Below are 19,273 nucleotides of genomic sequence, written 5' to 3'. Positions count from 1 at the left end.
GGAACTCACCACCGACTGTAGTCGTCATCACAAGGACGTCCGTGGGACGGAGGATGCTACGGCGTCGATAGTTGCCAACACACATCGGCGGACGAATTCGTGTCATCGGCCACGGAACCGGGGAAGCGAGTCCCGTTGCTTGGGCAGCGTTCGGTCGAGCAGTCCCGGTCAGTAGTGCAGCCCCGTTCAGTAATGGAGCAACGTCGTGATGTCGTGGCCGGCGAGCTTGGTGCGGCCGTCGAGGAAGTCCAGCTCGATGAGGAACGACAGACCGGCCACGGTCGCACCGGACCGGGTGACGAGCGCGACGGCCGCCTCGGCGGTGCCCCCGGTGGCCAGGACGTCGTCGACAACGAGGACCCGGTCCCCCTCGGCCAGTGCGTCGGCGTGCATCTCGATCGTCGCCGTGCCGTACTCCAGGGCGTAGGCCTGCTCGATCGTGGCGGCCGGCAGCTTGCCCGCCTTGCGGACCGGCACGAACCCGGCACCGAGGCGGAGCGCGATGGGGGCGGCCAGGATGAACCCACGCGCCTCGATGCCGATCACCCGGTCGACCCTCCCCTCGTAGGGGGCGGCCAACGCCTCGATGGCCGCCCCGAATCCCTCGGGGTCGTCCAGCAGCGGCGTGATGTCCTTGAAGACGATGCCCTCGGAGGGAAAATCTGGGATGTCGCGGATCAGGGCGTCGAAGTCCATGACCACGGACTGTAGACGCCCCTCCCCCTCCCGAGGCCCATCCCTGCGCTCTGCGGGGCCGAAAACGACCCATCCCGTCAACCTCTGGTGGAGGTCGAGGGAGAGAGGACTGGATGCCGCTCGGGGGCGGTCTGGTCGTCGACGCCGCTCGCGGCCGTCCGGACTGCGCGATTGGCTTCTCGCCACGATTGTGGCGAACGGGGCACGGGTGCTCCCCTCGCCACAATCGTGGTCGTCCGCCAATCCTCCGAAGCTGGGATACGCCGACGATTGTGGTCACGGGTGCACGGGTGCACCGCTCACCACAATCGTCGCCGGATGCCAATCGTCCCCCCGGGCCGTGGCAGCAGCCCCAATTCGACTCCGGCGACCCGCCCCTGGCAGCAATCGCCCGGCCCAGAAACGGGCTGTCCCCCCGATCTCTGGTCGAGGTCGAGGGGACGAGGCCGGGATGCCGCTGGCGCGGTCAGGTGGCGCGGGCGGCGCGTTCCTTGAGCTCGGCGAACTTGGGGTCCTTCTCCTTCAGCCACACCAGCATCGGGGTGGCGATGATGATGGAGGAGTAGGTACCGACCGTCATGCCGATGAACAGCGCGAGGGCCAGGTCCGACAGCGTGGCCGCGCCCAGCAGGTTGGCGCCGACGAACAGCAGCGAGGCGACCGGCAGCACCGACGTGATGGACGTCGACAAGGACCGGACCAGGACGTTGTTCAGGGCGTTGTTGGCCAGCTGGCCGTAGGACACCGTCGACACCGACGTCAGCTTCTCGCTGTCCTCGGTGATGCGGTCGAACACCACGACGGTGTCGTAGAGCGAGTACCCGAGGATCGTCAGGATGGCGATGACCGTCGACGGCGAGACCGTGAAGCCGATCAGCGCGTACAGGCCGACCGTGATGATCACGTCGTGCAGCAGGGTGAGCACCGCGGAGACGGCCATGCGCCACTCGAAGCGGAACGTGATGTAGGCGATGACCAGGACGAGGAACACGATGAGGCCGCGGACGGCCTGCTCGGTGACCGCGTCACCCCAGCGGGGGCCGATGGTGGAGACGCTCACGTCGCCGCCGGTCAGCTCCTCGATGGCAGCCGCGACCTCGAGGTCGTCGACGCCGGAGATCTCCGAGATCGCCGGCGTGGACACCTGGGCACCCTCGCCGTCGGCGACGATCTGCACGATCGCGCCGGTGACGCCGAGGTCGCTCAGCGCCGCCTCGATGTCGTCGACGGTGAACTCCTGGGTGGCCCCCTCCTCCACGAAGGAGGACCCGCCGGTGAACTCGATGGAGAAGTTCAGCCCGCGGATGCCGAGGGCGGCCAGGCTGATCACGATCAGCGCGAGGGTGATCAGGCCGAACTGGCGCGAACGACCGATGAAGTCGACGTTCGCCTGCCCGGTCAGCAGCCGTGCGAGGCCGGTGTCCCGGTCCTCCTGGCGGTCGGTGGTGGTGATGTCGTCGCTCACTTGCGACCCTTCTTCCCGTTCTTGCGACCCTTGCGGCCGGATCCGACGTTGGCCGAGAGGGCCAGCTGCTCACTGGTGACGCCGGCACGCAGCCCCATGAAGGGTGCGTTGACCAGCTTGGGGCTGCGGGCGACGAGCCCGAACACCCCGCGGGTGAACGTGGCGAACAGCAGGGTGTCGATCAGCGTCGACAGGCCCAGCGTGAACGCGAACCCACGGACCGGGCCGACCGCCAGCAGGTACAGCACGACGGCTGCGAGGAAGCTGACGGTGTTGCCGGTCAGGTTGGTGCGGAACGCCTTGGTGAAGGCGTGGTCGGCGGCGGTGCGGATGGTGCGTCCGGCGCGGACCTCGTCGCGGTACCGCTCGCGGTAGATGATGGAGGAGTCCGCCGCGATGCCGATGGAGACGATGACACCGGCGATACCGGCCAGGGTCAGGGTGAAGCCGATGACCTCGCCGAGGACGATGATCAGGCCGAACACGGTGATGCCGAAGAAGATCAGCTCGATCACCGCAGCCGCACCCATGCCGCGGTACAGCGCGATCAGGTACAGGGCCACGAGGACGAGGCCGATCAGGCCGGCCAGCAGGCCGGCGTCCAGCGAGTCACGACCGAGGGTCGGAGAGATCGTCTGGAAGGTGCCGAAGTCCAGCTGGATGGGCAGCGCACCGGCCTTGAGCACGAGCGCCAGGTCCTTGGCGTCGTTCTCGCCGACGGTGTTGACGACGGCCGAACCGCCCTGGATGCCCTGGCCACAGGCCACGTCCTGGCTGACCGGCGGGGCCTGCTCGACGATGGAGTCCAGCACGATGGCCAGCTGCCGCTGGACACCCTGCAGGCAGGCGAGGTTGCCGGTGACCTCGGCGAAGGCGTCGGCGCCCTCGTCGTCGAACTCCATCTCCACGATCCACTGCTCGACGATCTGCTGCGGGATCAGCTGGGCGGACGCGTCGGTCAGGTTGGCACCCGAGACGGCGACCGGGCCCATGCGCAGGCGGTTCCACTCCGACCGGGGCAGCTCGACGTCGGGGTCGACGGGGTCGTAGGTGCGCAGGCACAGCACGACCTCCTCGTCGGCCGGCGGGATCGCCGTGTCGGACCGCTCGTCGCAGGTCGACCCGGCGGTGGCAGTGGCCGTCTCGCTCAGCTCGGAGGTGTCGGGCGGCAGCACCTCCAGCACCTGGCGGAACTGCAGCTGGGCGGTGCGGCCGATGATCTCCCGGGCCTGCTCCTGGTCGGCCACACCCGGCAGCTGCACCTGGATGGTGTCGCCCTGGCGGGCGATGTCGGGCTCGGCAACACCCAGCGCGTCGACGCGCTCGCGGATGGTGGCGACGGTCTGGTCAAGGATCTCGTCGTCGATCTCGCCCTGTCCTTCGGCCGGGATCAGGTTGGCGCTGACGCCACCCTGCAGGTCCAGGCCCAGACGCGGTTCGAGCCCGGCGACGGCGATCCATCCCCACACCGCCGCGAGTGCGACGGCGTAGATGACGATCAGCGTGATCAGGCGTCCTCGTGACACGGTGACAGCTTTCGTTGGTTGGTGGGTGGGGCTGAGCGGATGGCGTGCGACGGTCTAGAGGACCGGGACGTCGTTGACGGTGATGCGGAACTCCGCGCCGAGCGTTCGCCCGGCGCGGCGGCACATCACCATCCGCTCCATGAAGATCTCGAAGTACTCGAAGACGGGCGTGACGTCGGTGTCGACGGTCAGCTCGAGGGTGAGCGTGCGGCGGACGTCGGGGTCGCTCGGACGAACCAGCATCCGCTCCCCGTCGTCGGTGAAGATGTTCGACTCGACCAGGCCGGTTTCCTGCTCGGCCAGGTCGCGGTCACGCGGCGAGACGCGCAGGAAGCTGGAGGTGACCGCGTAGTTGACGCGGTCGTGGATGTCGTTGTCGATGTCGCCGGTGTCGCGCACCCGGCTGCGGTGCACGTCGGACTTGTCGGCCACGATGACCGCGGCGGACACGGGCGAGACGGCGACGCCGTAGGACTCCTCGTGGTTGCCGGCCGCACCCATGACCTGGGCGATGTCGTGCACGGGCACGTCGAGCTCGCGGAGGATCGTCATCGCGATCAGCCCGGAGGACTGCCCGTGGTTGGCCCGCGACACGACGTTGCCGATGTCGTGCAGGTAGCCGCTGACCGCCCCGAGCTCGGCCAGGCGTTCGTCGAACCCGAGGTGGGTCAGGACGTTGTAGGCGATGTGCCCGACGAGGTTGGCGTGCCGGAAGCCGTGTTCGGTGAACCCCTGCGAGGCGAGGAACTCGTCGGCCATCTCCAGCAGCCCCGTGGCGAGGGTGTGCTGCCGCACGGCGTCCAGCAGCGGGATGCGGCTGCGGCCGGTGGACTCCGCCGGGGTCGCCTGCTCGGTGCCCTCCGGGGTGCGGCCACCGACGCCGACGCCGTCGTCGGCGAGGTCGCCGTCGGGTGTGTCGGCAGCGCCGGCGGACCGCTGGTCCGGCTCGGCGCCCCGGTCGTCGTCGTGGCTCATGTGGTGGGGAGGATCAGGCGTCGCGGTTGGTGTCGTTGTCGCCGTCCGCGTCACCCATGACGATGTCGTCGTCGTTGTCGAAGTCGAACTCGTCGTCGTCGAACTCGTCGAGGTCGTCATCGTCGTCGAAGGTGATGGGAGCCGGCTCGGTCAGCGCCCGGGAGATGGCGGTGCGGGCCATCGTGACGATGACGCCGGGGGCAAGCTCCAGCTCCATCGTGTCCTCCTCGAGGGCCACGATGCGGCCGTGGAAGCCGCCGATCGTGACGATCTCGTCCCCTTCGGAGACCCGGCGGAGCATGGCCTGCTGCTCGGCCTGGCGCTTGCGCTGGGGGCGGATGATGAGGAAGTAGAAGGCCGCGCCGATGAGCAGGAACGGCAGGAGGGCGCCGATGGGGCTGCCCGTGGCAGCTGCGCCGGTCTCGGCGAGCACGGGAACGTCGATAAGCAGGTTCATGGTGAGGACGGGCCTCCGGGTGGAGAGTGGGTGGGGCCTGCGGGGGTGGTCGCTGACTGCGCACACCGAAGCGGCCCTGCTGAGAGGCCCGGCCGGGAAACGATAGCACCGTCGGTGCCGGTCCTCCGACCGCGTCCACGGCCGGTCAGCCGGCGGGTGGTCCCGGGTGCGCGGTCGTCGTGGCGCCCTGCCGAGCGATCAGTCGAACCGGTCAGTCGAACAGGGAGGGGCCGGCCCCGGGGGTGCGGTCCAGCGTGAAGGGCAGGTCGAGGTGCCCGAAGGCGGCCGCGGTGGCCACCCGGCCGCGGGGCGTGCGGGCGAGCATGCCCTTCTGGATGAGGAACGGTTCGACGACGTCCTCGAGGGTGTCGGGCTGCTCCCCGACCGCGACGGCGAGGGTGCCGAGGCCCACCGGGCCGCCGCCGAAGTCGCGGCACAGCTTGTCCAGCACCATGCGGTCGAGCTTGTCCAGGCCGGCCGGGTCGACCTCGAACATCTCCAGGGCAGCCGACGCGGTCGCGTGGTTCACCGTCCCGTCGCCCTTGACCTCGGCGTAGTCGCGGACGCGCTTCAGCAGGCGGTTGGCGATGCGGGGGGTGCCGCGGCTGCGGCGGGCGATCTCCAGGGCGCCGGCGGCGTCCATGGGGACGTCGAGCAGCGTGGCGGAGCGGGACACGATCCGTCGCAGGTCACCGGGGTCGTAGAACTCCAGGCGGGTCGCGAAGCCGAAGCGGTCGCGCAGCGGGCCGGTCAGCAGGCCGGTGCGGGTGGTGGCGCCGACGAGGGTGAAGGGCGGCAGCGGCAGCCGGAAGGCCTTTGCGGCCGGGCCCTTGCCGACCACGATGTCCAGGACGAAGTCCTCCATGGCCGGGTAGAGGATCTCCTCCACGGCGCGTGGCAGGCGGTGGATCTCGTCGAGGAAGAGCACGTCGCCCTTCTCGAGGTTGGTCAGGATCGCCGCGAGGTCGCCGGGGCGTTCCAGCGCCGGACCGGACGTGGCCCGCAGCGCCGCCTGCATCTCGGTGGCCACGATGTGGGCGAGGGAGGTCTTGCCGAGGCCCGGCGGGCCGGAGAACAGCAGGTGGTCGGCAGAGGCCCCACGTCGCTGGGCTCCGGCGAGGATCAGGCCGAGCTGGTCCTTGATGCGTTGCTGGCCAACGAACTCGCCGAGGTGGCGTGGCCGCAGGCTGGTCTCGAGGTCGAGGTCCTCGTCCTGGGCGTAGGGGTCGATGACCTCGTTGTCGAGGCCGTGATCGTCGCTCATCCGAGGCCTCGCAGGGCCCCGCGGATCTGGACCTCGGCTGGTTCGTCGGCGGGGACGCCACGGAGGGCGTGCTCGACCTCGGCGGCCCCGTAGCCGAGCGCCGAGAGGGCCTGGCGGGCCTCGCTGCGCGGGTCGTCGGCGGCGGCCGCGGCCGGCAGGCCGTTGCCCGATGGGCTGGCGGAGGGGAGCATGCCGACCTTGCTGCGCAGCTCGAGCACGAGGCGCTGGGCGCCCTTCTTGCCGACGCCGGGGATGGCGGTCAGGCCGGTGACGTCCTCGGCGATGACGGCGGCGCGGATCCCGTCGGCGCCGAGCGTGTCGACGGCGGCGAGCGCCAGCTTCGGGCCGACCCCGGAGACCGACAGGAGCAGCTGGAACAGGTCACGGTCGCCGACGCCCGGGAAGCCGTAGAGGTCCATGGCGTCCTCGCGCACGGCGAGGTGGGTGTGCAGGACGAGCTCGGTGCCCACTCCCCCGAGCCGGGCGCCGGAGGGCACGCGGACGAGGTAGCCGACGCCGCCGACGTCGAGGACGACGCGGCCGGGTTCGAGGTGGGCGACGGTGCCCCGGAGGAGGGCGATCACGGCGTGCGCCGGGGGTCGGGCGAGGTCGAGTCGGGCGAGGTCGAGTCGGGCGAGGTCGAGTCGGGCGAGGTCGAGTCGGGCGGGATGGGGCGCATGGTGGGATCGAGGGTAGGCGCCGGGTGCGACGACGTGGCGGTGGCGCTGGCCGTGGTCGTGGCCGGGGCGACCGGGGCCACCGGGGCGACCGGGGCGACCGGGGCGGTGGTCATCGGCGTGGTCATCGGCGTGGTCGTCATCGGCGCGGTCGTCATCGGCGTGCCCGCGGGTCGGTGGTGGGGCGCACGGCCTGCAGGCCCGGTCCAGCCTTGGCCAGCGCGGCGGCCAGCCGCGGGGGAAGGCCGGCGGTGTCGGGTCGGCCCGGTTGGCCGGGGGACCCGGCGGTCGGCCCGGCGGTGGGCATGGCGGCCTGCTGGAGGTGGCAGAGGGCCACGGCCAGGGCGTCGGCCTTGTCGGCGGGTCTGGGCGGCTTGGCCAGGCCGAGCATCCGCTGGACCATGAACGTGACCTGGTCCTTGTCGGCGTCACCGAACCCGGTGACCGCGGCCTTGACCTGCGACGGGGTCAGCTCGGTGACCCCCAGGCCGTGGCGGGCCCCGACGAGGTGCACCAGGCCGACGACCTGGATGGCACCGACGCCGGTGCGGGCCTGGTTGTTGATGAAGACCCGTTCGACGGCCAGGGCGCTCGGCCGGTCGGTGGTCACGGCGGACTCGATCGCCGCGTGGATGGCCGCCAGCCGGTCGCCGAGCGGCTGGTGCGGTGGGGTCCGGACGACCTCGGCCCGGACGAGCGTGGCCCGCTGGGCCGGCCCGTCGAGGACGGCCACGCCGCAGCGCGACAGGCCGGGGTCCACGCCGAGCACACGAACGGCGGCGGTCGAGGGGTCGAACATCTGTACTGCACCGTAGCAGCCACGCCGCCGTCCCCCGGGCAACTCCCGAACCCGGCCCACCACGTCCACACCGGCCCGTAGTCACGGGCACGTCGAGTCCCCGATGGGCTCCGCAGCCCCCGAGTCGTCCCGACGCCGCCCGCTCGCCCCTCCTCACCTCATTGGCATTGCGCCACGATCGTGGCGACGGGAGCACCCGTGCACCGCCCACCACAATCGTCGCCGGACACCGATCCCACGAACCCGGCATCCCGGCACGATCGTGGCAACGGGAGCACCCGTGCACCGCTCATCACAATCGTCGCCGGATGCCAATCGCGCAGACCGGGCCCCCCGACCCCCGAACCCGACCCCCGAACCCGACCCCGACCCGACCCCCGACCCCGACCCGACCCCCGACCCCGACCCGACGGTCGGCCGCCGGGGTGCTACGGGAGGGGCGGGAGGACGGCGCCGGGGTTGAGGATGCCGGCGGGGTCGAAGGCGGCCTTGACGGCGTGCTGCAGGCGGATGCCGGCGGAGCCGAGCTCGTCGACCAGGCGGTGTGCCTTGAGGCGGCCGACCCCGTGCTCGCCGGTGATCGTGCCGCCGAGCTCCAGCGCCGCGGTCAGGATGTCGTCGAAGGCCTTGGCGGCCCGGTCGGCGGAGGACGCGTCGTGCACGATCGTGGGGTGCAGGTTGCCGTCGCCGGCATGGCCGAACGTGCCGATCAGCAGCTCGTACCGCTCGGCGATGGCCTCGATGGCGGCGATGGCGGCCGGCAGGGCGCTGACGGGAACGCAGACGTCGTCGAGGAGGGTCGTGCCCAGCCGCTCCAGCGACGGATAGGCAGCCCGCCGGGCGGCCAGCAGGGCCTCACCCTCCGCGGGGTCGTCGGTGGAAGCGACGAAGGCGGCCCCCGCCGCCTCGCAGCGCGACGCCAGCGCGGCGATGTCCTCGGCCGCCCGGGCGCCGGTGTCGCACTGGGCCAGCACGAGCGCGGCGGCGTCGCGGTCGAGGTCCATGCGGTGCGCCTCGTCGACCACCCTGATCGTGGCCGCGTCCATGATCTCCAGGAGGGAGGGGGCCAGGCCGTCGGCGGCGATCGTGGCGACGGCGTGTCCCGCGGACTCCAGCGTGGGGAAGAACGCCACCAGCGTCGCCGCGGCAAGCGGAGCGGGGACGAGGCGCAGCGTGGCCTCGGTCACCACGCCAAGGGTGCCCTCCGAGCCGACCATCAGGTGGGTCAGGTCGTAGCCGGCCACGCCCTTGCGGGTGCGGTGGCCGGTCCGCACGACCGAGCCGTCGGCCAGCACGACCTCCAGTGCCAGCACGAAGTCCGACGTCACCCCGTACTTGACGCAGCACAGCCCGCCGGCGTTGGTCGCGATGTTGCCGCCGATGGTGGAGAAGTCCTTGCTGGCGGGATCCGGCGGGTAGCTCAGCCCGTGGGAGCGGGCGACGGCGTCGACGTCGGCGGTGACCACACCGGGCTGGACCACGACGTAGCGGTCGGCCGGGTTGACCTCCAGCACACGGTCCATGGCGGCCAGGGACAGCACGATCGCCCCGTCCACGGCGTTGGCCGCTCCGGCCAGTCCGCTGCCCGCACCCCGTGGCACGACGGCCACCCCGTTGGCCGACGCCCAGCGCAGCACCGTCGCGACGTCCTCGGTGGTCCGAGGTCGGGCCAGCGCGAGGGGCGCTCCGACGTGCAGCCCGGGGACCTGGTCCCCCGCATGGGCGGCGACGACCTGCGGGTCGGTGACCAGCAGGCCGTCGTCGAGCTCGCCGGCCAGGCCGGCGAGCGGATCGGTCAGCAAGAGGATCAGGCCGCCGGCGCCTTGGCGCGCAGGACCTGCATGAACTCGCGCATCCACGTGGGGTGGTCGGGCCATGCGCGGGCGGAGACCATCAGGCCGTCGACGACACCGGCCCCGTCGACGAACTCCGCACCCGCGGCCTCGACGTCGAGCTGCAGCGCCGGGTACGCCGCGGTGCGGCGGCCCTCGAGGGTCCCGGCGGCGGCCATGACCTGGGCGGCGTGGCACAGCTGGGCGACCGGCAGGTCGTTGGACATGAAGTGCCGGACGATCCGCTTGCAGTCCTCGTCGTTGCGGATGAACTCCGGCGCGCGACCGCCGGGGACGACGAGCGCGACGTAGTCGGCCGGGTCGACGTCGGCGAACGCCAGGTCCGCATCCCACATGTAGCCGAGCTTCTCGGTGTAGGTGTCGAAGCCGTCGACGAAGTCGTGGACGACGAACTGCAGCTTCTTCTTGCTCGGGGCCGCGATGTCGACCTCGTAGCCCTCCTCCAGCAGACGCTGGTAGGGGTACATGACCTCGAGGCTCTCGGCGGCATCGCCGGTGATGATCAGGACCTTTGCCATGGGGTTGCCCTCCTGTAGTGGCTGTGCGTGCGCCGTCCGCGCTCGGGGCTTGGCTCGGCGTGGCCGAGACACTAGGCTTGGTCTGACCAACAGTCAATACGATCATCTGTTGTTCATGTCATCCCCATCCAGGAGCCGATCATGGGCGTGTTCGAGTCAGTGGCCCCGTCCCCGCTGTACCAGCAGGTGGCCGGGCGCATCCGCGAAGCGATCGTCGACGGGCGGTTCGGCCCCGGCGACGCCCTGCCCGGCGAACGCGACCTGGCCGAGACGTTCGGCGTCAGCCGGGCGTCGGTGCGCGAGGCCCTGCGTCAGCTCGAGGCACAGGGGCTGGTCGCCGGGGGGCGAACGGCGCAGGGCCGGACGGTCGCCCGGACGAACCGGAAGGCGTTGACGCAGGCGCTGACGGACTCCATGGCGTTGCAGCAGGTGCCGTTGACCGATCTCGTCGAGCTGCGCTGCGCGGTGGAGGGGCAGGCGCTGCGCCTGGCCGCGGCCATGCCGGTGCTGACGGCGCTGGAGGAGGCCGACGCGGCGCTGTCGACGATGCGGCGGTCCCACGACGACGCGATCGCCTACGACCTTGCCGACGTGGCGTTCCATGCGGCGCTGGTGCGGGCCTCGGGCAACCAGGCCATGCATGCCGTCATGCAGGCCTGCCGAGACGCCCAGACCCGCTACCTGGCCGATGCGCTGGCGGAGGTCGACGACCTCGAGGCCACCCTGTCGCGGCTGACCGAGGAGCACGAGGCGATCCTGCGGGCCGTCGACCAGGGTCGCGGCGACGACGCGGCGGCCCTGACCGAGATGCACATCCGCGGCTTCTACGGCCGGGAGTGACCCCTGCCCGGGTGGGTCACAGCTCCAGGCGCATGCACGTGCTGTAGGGGTTGGTCGTGTAGTCCCCGAACGGCGGGCAGGTGCGGAACCCGTTGCGCTCGTACAGGGCTCGCGCGGGTGCGAAGACGTCCATCGTCCCGGTCTCCAGGCTGACCGCGTCGTACCCACGTCGGCGGGCGAGGCCGAGAAGCTCGTCCAGCAGCGCGCGGGCGATGCCCCTCCCCCGGGCGGCCTCGGCCACGTGCATGGACTTGATCTCCCCGTGGGAGGGGTCGAGCTCGCGGAGGGCGCCGACGCCGAGCAGGACCTCGCCGTCGCGGGCGGCGAGGAACGTGATGTCGGGCCGGGCCAGGCCGTCGAGGTCCAGGGCGTGGACGTGCCCCGGTGGCGACGTGGCCCGCATCAGCGTCAGGTGCGCCTCGAGCAGCCCGACCACGTCGGCCGCCCGCGGGTCCTCACCCTCGATCCGCAGGTCGCCCACGGTCGGTGTCCTTGGACCGAACTCGAACAGGAATGGCTAGGCCACTGCTTCCATGATCTCGTCGGAGATGTCGTAGTTGGCGAACACGTCCTGCACGTCGTCGGAGTCCTCGAGGGCATCGATGACGCGCATGACCTTCTTCGCGCTCTCCTCGTCGGTGATGGGCACGTTGACGCTGGGCAGCATCGTGGTGTCGGAGGACGACACGGGGATGCCCGCCTCGGTCAGGGCCTTGCGGAGGTCGTTCACGTCCGTCGGCTGGCAGGTGATGGTGTAGACGTCGCCGTCGTTGCTGACGTCCTCGCCGCCGGCCTCCAGCGCCGCCATCATGACCTCGTCCTCGTCGGTGCCCTCGGTCGGGACCGTGACGACACCGGTGCGGGTGAACAGGTAGTTGACCGCGCCGGGTTCGGCCAGCGAGCCGCCGTTCTTGCTGAACGCGGTGCGCACGTCGGCTGCGGCCCGGTTGGTGTTGTCGGTCAGGCACTGGACGTAGACGGCCACACCACCGGGGGCGTACCCCTCGTAGTAGACGGTCTTCCAGTCGGCACCGCCACCGTCGCGGCCGGCCGCTCGGGCCAAGGCACGCTCGATGTTGTCCTTGGGGACCGACGCGTCCTTGGCCTTCTGCACCATCGTGGCCAGCGTCGGGTTCATGTCGGGGTCTGCACCCCCGTCACGCGCCGCAGCCTCGATGGCCTTGATCAGCTTCCCGAACAGGCGCCCGCGGGCCGCGTCGTTCGCGCCCTTCTTGCGCTTGATCGTTGCCCATTTGCTGTGACCCGACATCTCGCTCTCACCTGATCAAATCGACGAAGAGTTCGTGCAACCGCAGGTCGTCGGTCAGCTCCGGATGGAACGAGCTGGCCAGGAGTCGACCCTGACGGCAGACGACGATGGTATCGCCCACCGTGGCGAGTACGTCCACCCCTTCTCCGGCACGCTCGATCGCGGGGGCCCGGATGAAGACCGCCTTCATCGGTCCGCCGGTGATCCCGGTCACGTCCAGGTCGGCCTCGAAGCTGTCGACCTGCCGTCCGAAGGCGTTGCGGCGGACGCTGGTGTCCATGACCTCCAGCAGCGGCTGGTCGGCCGGCCGGCCGTCGTGGTGGACCGCCTCGCTGGCCAGCAGGATCGCCCCGGCGCAGGTGCCGAAGACCCCCAGCCCGTCGGCGATGCGGGCGCGGAGCGGGTCGAGCAGGTCGAACAGCCGCAGCAGCTTGCCGATGGTGGTGGACTCCCCGCCGGGGATGACCAGCCCGTCGAGGTCCTCGAGCTGGTGGGCGTGCTTCACCGGCATGGTGCGCACCCCGAGCTCGCCGAGCACGCGCAGGTGTTCGGCGACGTCGCCCTGCAGGGCCAGCACTCCAACTGTGGTCGTCATCGGGCCGCAGGGTAGCGGCCGGGTGCGGGCCTCTCGGCAGCCACTCGTCCCCGAGCGTGCGCGTTCAGGGCGCGGCGATGGCCGCGACCACCGCTTCAACCGCCCCCCGGGCACCCGGGCCCGTCGCCCGGACCTCGACCATCTCGCCGCGGTCGGCGCCGAGGGTCAACAACGACAGCATGGACGTGGCGTCGACCGGCGTCCTGCCGGGCCGACCGACGGTGACCGCGACGTCCTGGGCGGCCGCGACCGCCGCGACGCGCGCCGCCGGTCGGGCGTGCAGCCCGACGTCGGCCCCGACGCACACCTCGACCGCGACGTCGACCACGACGTCGACCGGCTCACCGGCTGGCCCCCTCCCGGCCTCGGCCTCGACCTCGGCCTCGGCCTCGGCGTCGGGATCGGCTGCGGGATCGGCGTCGGCGGGCGATCCGAGCAGCAGCTGCCGCACCTCCTCCACCTCCTCGGTGGACAACAGCCGGGCCAGCCGCGACGGGTCCTGCAGCACCTCGGCCAGGCGCGCCATCAGCGGCAGGTGTGCCTCGGAGTCCGAGGCCAGCCCGATGACGACCCGCACCGGGTGCCCGTCCCAGTCGATCGCCGCTGCCAGCTGCACGACGGCCACCATGGTCCGCCGCACCAGGGCCCGGGACGCGTCGGTGCCGTGGGGCATGGCCACTCCCGGCCCCACCATGGAGGACACGATCGCCTCGCGCTCGTGCATCGCCTCGACGTAGCCGGGCGCGACGGCCCCGGCGTCGACCAGCAGCCCCCCGACGAGGTCGATGGCCGCGTCCCTCGACGGGACCTGCACCCCCAGCCGGAGCCCGCCCACGGGCAGGACGTCGTGGTCATCCACCCAGCGTGTCCCCGTCGCGGATGGCCGCCTCGAGCCGGTCGAACGCGGGGTCGCCCATGAACAGCTGGAACGGCAGGACGACGACACCCGGCGCTGCCTGCCGCGCACGACCCGCCAGCGCGGCATGGCAGAGCACCACGTCACCCTCGCCCGCCTCCAGCCGGTTGACGGCCGTGTGGGCCACCTCGACGCCATGGGGCGCCAGCCGCGCCGACAGCTGCGAGGTCAGGAGGGCGCTCGATCCCATGCCGGCCTCGCAGGCCACCAGCACGCGTCGCACCGCGTCACCGTCGATCGTGGGCATGGCTCAGGCCTCCCGCGGGGTCGATCGTGGCCACTTGTTGGCCGACGACCTCGCCCGGGCGCCCGGGAGGTCGGCCGTCGCGGGGTCAGGGCTGCGCTCGGCCTTCAGCAGCAGGGTGCCGACGCCGGCCGACACCAGCGTGGACAGCAGGATGCCGAGGAGCGGGCCGAGGAACCCACCGCGTGGCATGACGGCCAGCCAGGCGAATATCGAGCCGGGCGAGGGTGTGGCCACCAGCCCCGCACCGGTCAGCACGAACGTCGCCACCCCGGTCGCCCCGCCAGCGATCGCCGCGATCAGCAGCCGCGGCTTCATCAGCACGTACGGGAAGGAGATCTCGTGGATGCCGCCGAGGAAGTGAATGATCGCCGCACCCGGCACCGATGGGCGCACCTCCCGTGGGCCGGCCACCCAGAAGGCCAGCAGGATCCCGAGGCCCGGTCCAGGGTTGGTCTCGATCATGAACATGATCGACTGCCCGGTTCGACCGGCCTCGACCGCGCCCAGCGGCGCGAGGACCCCGTGGTTCACGGCGTTGTTGAGGAACAGGACCTTCGCCGGCTCGACGAGGACCGACACGACCGGCAGCAGGTGGTGGCTGACCATCCAGTCCACCCCGTCGCCGAGGGTGACGGTGACGAGGGAGACGACCGGGCCGATCGCCACGTAGCCCAGCACGGCCATCACGAGCCCGAGCAGGCCGAGGGAGAAGTTGTCGACCAGCATCTCGAACCCGGTCCGGACCCGGGGGCGGACGACCCGGTCGACGCGCCGCAGGGCGAGGGCGGCGAGGGGGCCGACGACCATCGCACCGAGCAGCTGGGGGACGGTCGAGCCGACGACGATGCCCATCGTGGCGATGGCGCCGATCACCCCTCCCCGCTGGTCGTGGACCACTCGTCCGCCGGTCAGGCCGATGAGGACGGGCAGCAGCGTGGTGACCATCGGCTCGCTGAGCGACGCCAGGCCCTCGTTGGGGATCCACCCGCTGTCCACGAACAGGGCGCTCAGCAGCCCCCATGCGATGAACGCACCGATGTTGGGCATGACCATGCCGGCCAGGTTCCCCCCGATGCGCTGCAGTGCCGTGCGCAGGCGAGCCCAGCCTCCCTCTGTGGCGACGCCTGCATCGTTCATCCCGGGAGGCCTCCTCGGCCGACTGATCCGTCGCGGCTCGGAACGGACGACACGTGCCCCAGCGTCGTCGGAATCGTGCCCGCACGCTAGCGAAACCGGCCGATCATCGTCAAGACCACCAGTGTCGGGTCCGCATGCCGGTCGGGTGTGCTGGCCGGGACGGCGTCGACCGGGCAGGATCGGTGCGGCCATGAACAACGTCGTCGTCCTCACCCGTCCGCTCGCCATGCGCGTCATCGCCGCGTCCACCCTGGTGGTGATCATCGCGTGGGCAGCCATCTCCGGTGACACGAGCGACTTCGGGGTCGTGGCGTACCCGGCGATCATCGGCCTGCAGACCGCCCGCGAGTTCCTGTGGCGGCTGGAGGTGACCCCCAAGGGCATGCACGAACGGCCCGGCATCGGACCGGCCCGCGAGATCAGCTGGAAGGCCATCGACGCGGTGATCATGCCGAACTCGACGTGGTGGCGGATCAACCCGGTCCTGAAGGTCATCGAGGGACCCAACGTGCAGCTGACCGCCGCCGACGACGTCGACGCGGTCTTCGACATGGCCGTGAAGAAGGGCAAGGAGATCATCGGATCGGCCGACTCCGTCACGCTGGTGCGCTCCATCGCCCCGTGGGTGCTGCTGCTGGGGCTGGCCTGCCTGCTGCTCGGTGCCCAGCTGGCGGGTGCGGCGGGCTGACCCCAGCGGCCGACCCGCGGATCCTCCGGGCCGTTTGCGACCCCCGATCACGGGGCAAGGAGCGAGTGTGCAACGCGCCCGAGCCATTCTGGAAGGCGTGACCGGGAGTTCGGTCACGCACGACAACGCTGTCGAGGTGTTCCGGAACGGCGACGAGATCTTCCCAGCGATGCTGGAGACGATCGAGTCGGCCGAGCGGACCATCGACCTCGTGACCTACGTGTACTGGACCGGTGACATCGCCCGGCGCATGGCCCATGCGCTGGCCGACCGGGCCCGCGACGGCGTGCGCGTCCGGGTGGTCCTCGACGCGGTCGGGTGCATGGCTATGGACAGCGCGCTGGTCGAGGAGATGTCCGACGCCGGCTGCCAGGTCGAGCTGTTCCGGGCGCCCAACGACCGGCCCAGCCGCATGCACCACCGGACCCACCGCAAGCTGCTGGTGGCCGACGAGCGGGTCGCCATGACCGGCGGCGTCGGCATCGCCGAGGAATGGGAGGGCGACGCCCGCACCCCCGACGAGTGGCGCGACACCCACTTCCGCCTCCGCGGCCCCATCGTCCGGCAGGTCACCGCGGCGTTCATCGAGCACTGGGTCGAGTGCGGCCACCCGTCGGTCTGCCCCGAGGACACCTTCCCGACCCTGGAGAAGGCCGGTGACACCGACCTGCTGATGCTGCGAGGGTCCTCCGGGCCGTTCTGGCACGACGTCGGCCTGGCGATGGACGCCATGCTGCGCAGCGCCGAACGCCGCATCCGGATCACCACCGCCTACTTCGTCCCGGGCGAGCGCATGCTGGAGCTCATGTGCGCCGCCCCGGCCCGCGGGGTCGAGGTCGAGCTGCTGCTGCCCGGCACCCATCTGGACAACCGCGTGACCCACCTGGCCAGCGCCGACGACTACGAGCGGATGCTGGAGTGCGGGGTCACCATCCGCCACTACGAGCAGACGATGCTGCACGCCAAGATCATCACCATCGACGGCGAGGTCGCCATGTTCGGCTCGGCCAACGTCGACGAACGCAGCATGCGCCACAACGAGGAGCTGTCCATCGTGGCGTTCGACCCCGACGTGGTCGACATCCTCGACGCGCACTACGAGGACGACATCACCAAGGCCGAGGTGATCGACCTGGAGCGGTGGCGCGATCGCCCCATCTGGAAGAAGTGGGCCGAGGCCGTGCTGGACCCCTTCGAGGACTGGCTGTAGTCCACTCGAGAACGAACGACGGCCGCCCCGAGGGGCGGCCGTCGTCGCGAGATCGTGGGGGTTGGCTACCAGCCGCGCTTGGCCAGCTTCTGGTCCTCCGACAGCTCGTCGAGGTTGATGCCGACCATGGCTTCGCCGAGGTTGCGGCTGACCTTGGCCAGCATGTCGGCGTCCTCGAAGTAGGTGGTGGCCTGCACGATGGCGCGGGCGCGCTGCTCGGGGTTGCCCGACTTGAAGATGCCCGAGCCGACGAACACGCCGTCGGCGCCGAGCTGCATCATCATCGCGGCGTCGGCGGGGGTGGCGATGCCGCCGGCGGTGAACAGCACGACGGGCAGGGAGCCGGCCTCGGCGACCTCGCGGACGAGCTCGACGGGCGCCTGGAGCTCCTTGGCGGCCGTGTACAGCTCGGTGGAGTCCATGCGGGACAGCTTGCGGATCTCACCGGTGATGGACCGCATGTGGCGGGTGGCCTCGACGACGTTGCCGGTGCCGGCCTCGCCCTTGGAGCGGATCATGGCCGCACCCTCGGCGATGCGACGCAGCGCCTCGCCCAGGTTGGTGGCGCCGCACACGAACGGCACGGTGAACTCGTGCTTGTCGATGTGGTGGGCCTCGTCGGCCGGGGTCAGCACCTCGGACTCGTCGATGTAGTCCACGCCGAGCGACTGCAGGATCTGCGCCTCGACGAAGTGGCCGATGCGGGCCTTGGCCATCACGGGGATGGACACGGCGTCGATGATGCCGTCGATCATGTCGGGGTCGGACATGCGGGCCACGCCGCCGTCGCGACGGATGTCGGCCGGTACGCGCTCGAGGGCCATCACGGCGACCGCGCCGGCCTCCTCTGCGATCTTCGCCTGCTCGGCGTCGACGACGTCCATGATGACGCCGCCCTTCAGCATGTCGGCCAGGCCGCGCTTCACGCGACGGGTGCCGGTCGTCTCGGTGGTGGGCTCGCTCATGGCGCCACTGTACCCATCGAAATCGAGGCCACTTTCCCGAGCCACTTCTGGTTCCACTGTCCTACTCCGTGGGCTCCTCGGTGGGGGCGTCGGCCGACACGTCGGCGACGTCGACCTGCTGGCCGAGGCCCGCGGGCTGCAGCTCGACCCAGGTGGCGCCCGGCGCCAGCGGGAACGGCTGCCCGCGTGCGTCGAGCCACTCGAACTGGGCGTCTCGGGCGGTCTTGCGCCAGGTGCCCTCGAACCGCTGGCCGTCCCGGTAGAACGTCGCCTCGCCCCCACCGATCAGCTCGATGGAGACCGTCGCCGAGCCGGACACGTCGACGCCGCCGCCGGAGCCGGTCTCGACCTCGGCGTAGACGATGTTGGCGGCCGCGATCTGGGAGCCGTCGGCGGTCAGGTGGCGGGTCCCGTTCTGGCCGCGCTCGAACACGCCCTCGGCCTCGCGCCACGCCCACGAGTGGCTGTAGTCGTCGGAGAACGGCGCGAGGATCGTGGTGACCGGCTCGCCGCCGGTCGGCGGGGTCGCGTCGAAGGGCCACGGTTCGGTGGCGGCGGGCTGCTCGTCGCCGGCGTCCCACAGCTGTGTGGCGGTGGCGTTGAGGTTGTGGGGTGCCGAGCGGTCGGCGACCCGGTGGATCGCGCCGCCGGCCTGCCCCTCCTCGAACACCGTCAGCCCTGCGGAGAACAGGACGTTGTAGGTCGGGGCGGCGGCACCGGAGATCGCGAGGATCCCGTCGAAGGGCGGGAACAGGTCCGCGTCGACGTCGCGGCCGGACCGGACGGGACCGACCTCGCCCGGGTCGGTGGAGTGGAAGATCGCCAGGAAGCGGGTGACACCACCCTCGACGAGCTCCTCGAAGACCACGTCAGCGTCCTGCAGGCCCAGCTGGGGACGTGCTTGGGGGGCGTTGTCGACCTTCACCCCGAGCGCCGGCAGCGTCAGCCGGGTCTCGTCGGTGACCTCCTCACCGGTCAGCGGGTAGGTGGGGCCGCCCTCGCTGGGGGTGGGAGTCGGCGTCGGGGTGGGCGTGAACGCCGGCACGGGAACGGCGGTCACCGTGGGGGTGGCCGACACGACGGGTTCGGGCTCGTCGCCGCCACCGCAAGCAGCGGTCAGCAGGGCGAGCACGCAGAACAGGAGCAGGGTGGTTCGGGCGGTGTTCACGAATGCG

General features: G+C 71.3%; 22 protein-coding genes. 3 read left to right on the top strand and 19 right to left on the bottom strand.

From position 1 onward, the window contains the following. Positions 1 to 186: 186 nt before the first annotated feature. The 11 genes from CUC05_RS07825 to CUC05_RS07770 all read right to left on the bottom strand — a co-directional run bounded on the left by CUC05_RS07825 (position 187) and on the right by CUC05_RS07770 (position 10,230). A complete protein-coding gene (locus tag CUC05_RS07825; RefSeq protein ID WP_108665531.1) occupies positions 187 to 696 on the bottom strand; it encodes an adenine phosphoribosyltransferase in 510 nt (169 codons plus the stop codon). Between the two features lie 466 nt (positions 697 to 1,162). Next, positions 1,163 to 2,161, bottom strand: coding sequence for a protein translocase subunit SecF (gene secF / locus CUC05_RS07820; protein WP_157965334.1), 999 nt, complete (start codon positions 2,159 to 2,161; stop codon positions 1,163 to 1,165). Continuing rightward, complete coding sequence (gene secD, locus CUC05_RS07815) at positions 2,158 to 3,687, bottom strand: protein translocase subunit SecD (protein ID WP_108665529.1); 1,530 nt, start codon at positions 3,685 to 3,687, stop codon at positions 2,158 to 2,160. The genes secF and secD overlap by 4 nt, the downstream gene beginning before the upstream one ends. Positions 3,688 to 3,741: 54 nt before the next feature. Further along, entirely contained in the window at positions 3,742 to 4,662 is a 921-nt protein-coding gene (locus CUC05_RS07810) for a hypothetical protein (protein ID WP_205712204.1), read from the bottom strand. A 13-nt stretch (positions 4,663 to 4,675) separates the two neighbouring features. Then, the gene (yajC, locus tag CUC05_RS07805; protein ID WP_108665528.1) at positions 4,676 to 5,119 is read right to left on the bottom strand and encodes a preprotein translocase subunit YajC; all 444 of its coding nucleotides are present in this window, start codon (positions 5,117 to 5,119) and stop codon (positions 4,676 to 4,678) included. Between the two features lie 211 nt (positions 5,120 to 5,330). After that, positions 5,331 to 6,383, bottom strand: a complete 1,053-nt coding sequence (gene ruvB / locus CUC05_RS07800; RefSeq protein ID WP_108665527.1) for a Holliday junction branch migration DNA helicase RuvB — start codon at positions 6,381 to 6,383, stop codon at positions 5,331 to 5,333. Further along, positions 6,380 to 6,967, bottom strand: coding sequence for a Holliday junction branch migration protein RuvA (ruvA, locus tag CUC05_RS07795; protein WP_108665526.1), 588 nt, complete (start codon positions 6,965 to 6,967; stop codon positions 6,380 to 6,382). Before ruvA ends, ruvB begins: the two co-directional genes overlap by 4 nt. Then, a complete protein-coding gene (locus CUC05_RS25290; RefSeq protein WP_205712203.1) occupies positions 6,964 to 7,203 on the bottom strand; it encodes a hypothetical protein in 240 nt (79 codons plus the stop codon). The genes ruvA and CUC05_RS25290 overlap by 4 nt, the downstream gene beginning before the upstream one ends. 11 nt (positions 7,204 to 7,214) lie before the next feature. Next, entirely contained in the window at positions 7,215 to 7,859 is a 645-nt protein-coding gene (locus tag CUC05_RS07785; RefSeq protein WP_108665524.1) for a crossover junction endodeoxyribonuclease RuvC, read from the bottom strand. Positions 7,860 to 8,287: 428 nt separating this feature from the next. After that, positions 8,288 to 9,661 (bottom strand): FAD-binding oxidoreductase, encoded by a 1,374-nt coding sequence (locus tag CUC05_RS07775; RefSeq protein WP_240606217.1) that lies wholly within the window; start codon positions 9,659 to 9,661, stop codon positions 8,288 to 8,290. Positions 9,662 to 9,666: 5 nt separating this feature from the next. Continuing rightward, entirely contained in the window at positions 9,667 to 10,230 is a 564-nt protein-coding gene (locus CUC05_RS07770; protein ID WP_108665522.1) for a DJ-1/PfpI family protein, read from the bottom strand. Positions 10,231 to 10,371: 141 nt separating this feature from the next. Between CUC05_RS07770 and CUC05_RS25840 the strand changes: the two genes are divergently transcribed. Beyond that, positions 10,372 to 11,070, top strand: a complete 699-nt coding sequence (locus tag CUC05_RS25840) for a FadR/GntR family transcriptional regulator (RefSeq protein WP_108665521.1) — start codon at positions 10,372 to 10,374, stop codon at positions 11,068 to 11,070. A gap of 16 nt (positions 11,071 to 11,086) precedes the next feature. Here the strand turns inward: CUC05_RS25840 and CUC05_RS07760 are convergent, their stop codons facing one another. From CUC05_RS07760 to CUC05_RS07735, 6 genes are all read right to left on the bottom strand, one after another. After that, positions 11,087 to 11,551, bottom strand: coding sequence for a GNAT family N-acetyltransferase (locus CUC05_RS07760; protein WP_205712202.1), 465 nt, complete (start codon positions 11,549 to 11,551; stop codon positions 11,087 to 11,089). Positions 11,552 to 11,587: 36 nt separating this feature from the next. After that, the gene (locus tag CUC05_RS07755; RefSeq protein ID WP_108665520.1) at positions 11,588 to 12,340 is read right to left on the bottom strand and encodes a YebC/PmpR family DNA-binding transcriptional regulator; all 753 of its coding nucleotides are present in this window, start codon (positions 12,338 to 12,340) and stop codon (positions 11,588 to 11,590) included. Positions 12,341 to 12,347: 7 nt separating this feature from the next. After that, positions 12,348 to 12,935 carry a pyridoxal 5'-phosphate synthase glutaminase subunit PdxT gene (gene pdxT, locus CUC05_RS07750; protein WP_108665519.1) on the bottom strand — a complete coding sequence of 196 codons (588 nt, stop codon included), beginning with the start codon at positions 12,933 to 12,935 and terminating at the stop codon, positions 12,348 to 12,350. Between the two features lie 64 nt (positions 12,936 to 12,999). Continuing rightward, positions 13,000 to 13,794 (bottom strand): HPr family phosphocarrier protein, encoded by a 795-nt coding sequence (locus tag CUC05_RS07745; RefSeq protein WP_157965333.1) that lies wholly within the window; start codon positions 13,792 to 13,794, stop codon positions 13,000 to 13,002. Then, positions 13,787 to 14,098 carry a PTS lactose transporter subunit IIB gene (locus CUC05_RS24565; RefSeq protein ID WP_108665517.1) on the bottom strand — a complete coding sequence of 104 codons (312 nt, stop codon included), beginning with the start codon at positions 14,096 to 14,098 and terminating at the stop codon, positions 13,787 to 13,789. The genes CUC05_RS07745 and CUC05_RS24565 overlap by 8 nt, the downstream gene beginning before the upstream one ends. Before the next feature lie 3 nt (positions 14,099 to 14,101). Beyond that, the gene (locus CUC05_RS07735) at positions 14,102 to 15,235 is read right to left on the bottom strand and encodes a PTS transporter subunit EIIC (RefSeq protein WP_108665516.1); all 1,134 of its coding nucleotides are present in this window, start codon (positions 15,233 to 15,235) and stop codon (positions 14,102 to 14,104) included. A 190-nt stretch (positions 15,236 to 15,425) separates the two neighbouring features. Between CUC05_RS07735 and CUC05_RS07730 the strand changes: the two genes are divergently transcribed. Both CUC05_RS07730 and CUC05_RS07725 read left to right on the top strand, forming a co-directional pair. Then, positions 15,426 to 15,923 (top strand): hypothetical protein, encoded by a 498-nt coding sequence (locus CUC05_RS07730; RefSeq protein WP_108665515.1) that lies wholly within the window; start codon positions 15,426 to 15,428, stop codon positions 15,921 to 15,923. A 97-nt stretch (positions 15,924 to 16,020) separates the two neighbouring features. Beyond that, positions 16,021 to 17,133 carry a phospholipase D-like domain-containing protein gene (locus tag CUC05_RS07725; protein WP_108665514.1) on the top strand — a complete coding sequence of 371 codons (1,113 nt, stop codon included), beginning with the start codon at positions 16,021 to 16,023 and terminating at the stop codon, positions 17,131 to 17,133. A gap of 65 nt (positions 17,134 to 17,198) precedes the next feature. Here the strand turns inward: CUC05_RS07725 and pdxS are convergent, their stop codons facing one another. Further along, complete coding sequence (gene pdxS / locus CUC05_RS07720; protein ID WP_108665513.1) at positions 17,199 to 18,098, bottom strand: pyridoxal 5'-phosphate synthase lyase subunit PdxS; 900 nt, start codon at positions 18,096 to 18,098, stop codon at positions 17,199 to 17,201. Positions 18,099 to 18,159: 61 nt separating this feature from the next. Continuing rightward, positions 18,160 to 19,266 (bottom strand): DUF3048 domain-containing protein, encoded by a 1,107-nt coding sequence (locus CUC05_RS07715; RefSeq protein ID WP_108665512.1) that lies wholly within the window; start codon positions 19,264 to 19,266, stop codon positions 18,160 to 18,162. Positions 19,267 to 19,273 lie beyond the last annotated feature (7 nt).

The organism is Euzebya rosea (assembly GCF_003073135.1).
Classification (GTDB): Bacteria; Actinomycetota; Nitriliruptoria; order Euzebyales; family Euzebyaceae; genus Euzebya; species Euzebya rosea.
This window is presented reverse-complemented; position numbering and strand designations above follow the sequence as displayed.

Excerpts from the sequence above, each read along its gene's own strand:
- CUC05_RS07810 (WP_205712204.1), bottom strand. The coding sequence starts at position 4,662 with ATGAGCCACGACGACGACCGGGGCGCCGAGCCGGACCAGCGGTCCGCC.
- pdxS (WP_108665513.1), bottom strand. The coding sequence starts at position 18,098 with ATGAGCGAGCCCACCACCGAGACGACCGGCACCCGTCGCGTGAAGCGC.
- CUC05_RS07755 (WP_108665520.1), bottom strand. The coding sequence starts at position 12,340 with ATGTCGGGTCACAGCAAATGGGCAACGATCAAGCGCAAGAAGGGCGCG.
- CUC05_RS25290 (WP_205712203.1), bottom strand. The coding sequence starts at position 7,203 with ATGACGACCACGCCGATGACCACGCCGATGACCACCGCCCCGGTCGCC.
- CUC05_RS07735 (WP_108665516.1), bottom strand. The coding sequence starts at position 15,235 with ATGAACGATGCAGGCGTCGCCACAGAGGGAGGCTGGGCTCGCCTGCGC.
- ruvB (WP_108665527.1), bottom strand. The coding sequence starts at position 6,383 with ATGAGCGACGATCACGGCCTCGACAACGAGGTCATCGACCCCTACGCC.
- CUC05_RS07825 (WP_108665531.1), bottom strand. The coding sequence starts at position 696 with ATGGACTTCGACGCCCTGATCCGCGACATCCCAGATTTTCCCTCCGAG.
- CUC05_RS07770 (WP_108665522.1), bottom strand. The coding sequence starts at position 10,230 with ATGGCAAAGGTCCTGATCATCACCGGCGATGCCGCCGAGAGCCTCGAG.
- yajC (WP_108665528.1), bottom strand. The coding sequence starts at position 5,119 with ATGAACCTGCTTATCGACGTTCCCGTGCTCGCCGAGACCGGCGCAGCT.
- CUC05_RS24565 (WP_108665517.1), bottom strand. The coding sequence starts at position 14,098 with ATGCCCACGATCGACGGTGACGCGGTGCGACGCGTGCTGGTGGCCTGC.
- CUC05_RS25840 (WP_108665521.1), top strand. The coding sequence starts at position 10,372 with ATGGGCGTGTTCGAGTCAGTGGCCCCGTCCCCGCTGTACCAGCAGGTG.
- pdxT (WP_108665519.1), bottom strand. The coding sequence starts at position 12,935 with ATGACGACCACAGTTGGAGTGCTGGCCCTGCAGGGCGACGTCGCCGAA.
- CUC05_RS07730 (WP_108665515.1), top strand. The coding sequence starts at position 15,426 with ATGAACAACGTCGTCGTCCTCACCCGTCCGCTCGCCATGCGCGTCATC.
- CUC05_RS07785 (WP_108665524.1), bottom strand. The coding sequence starts at position 7,859 with ATGTTCGACCCCTCGACCGCCGCCGTTCGTGTGCTCGGCGTGGACCCC.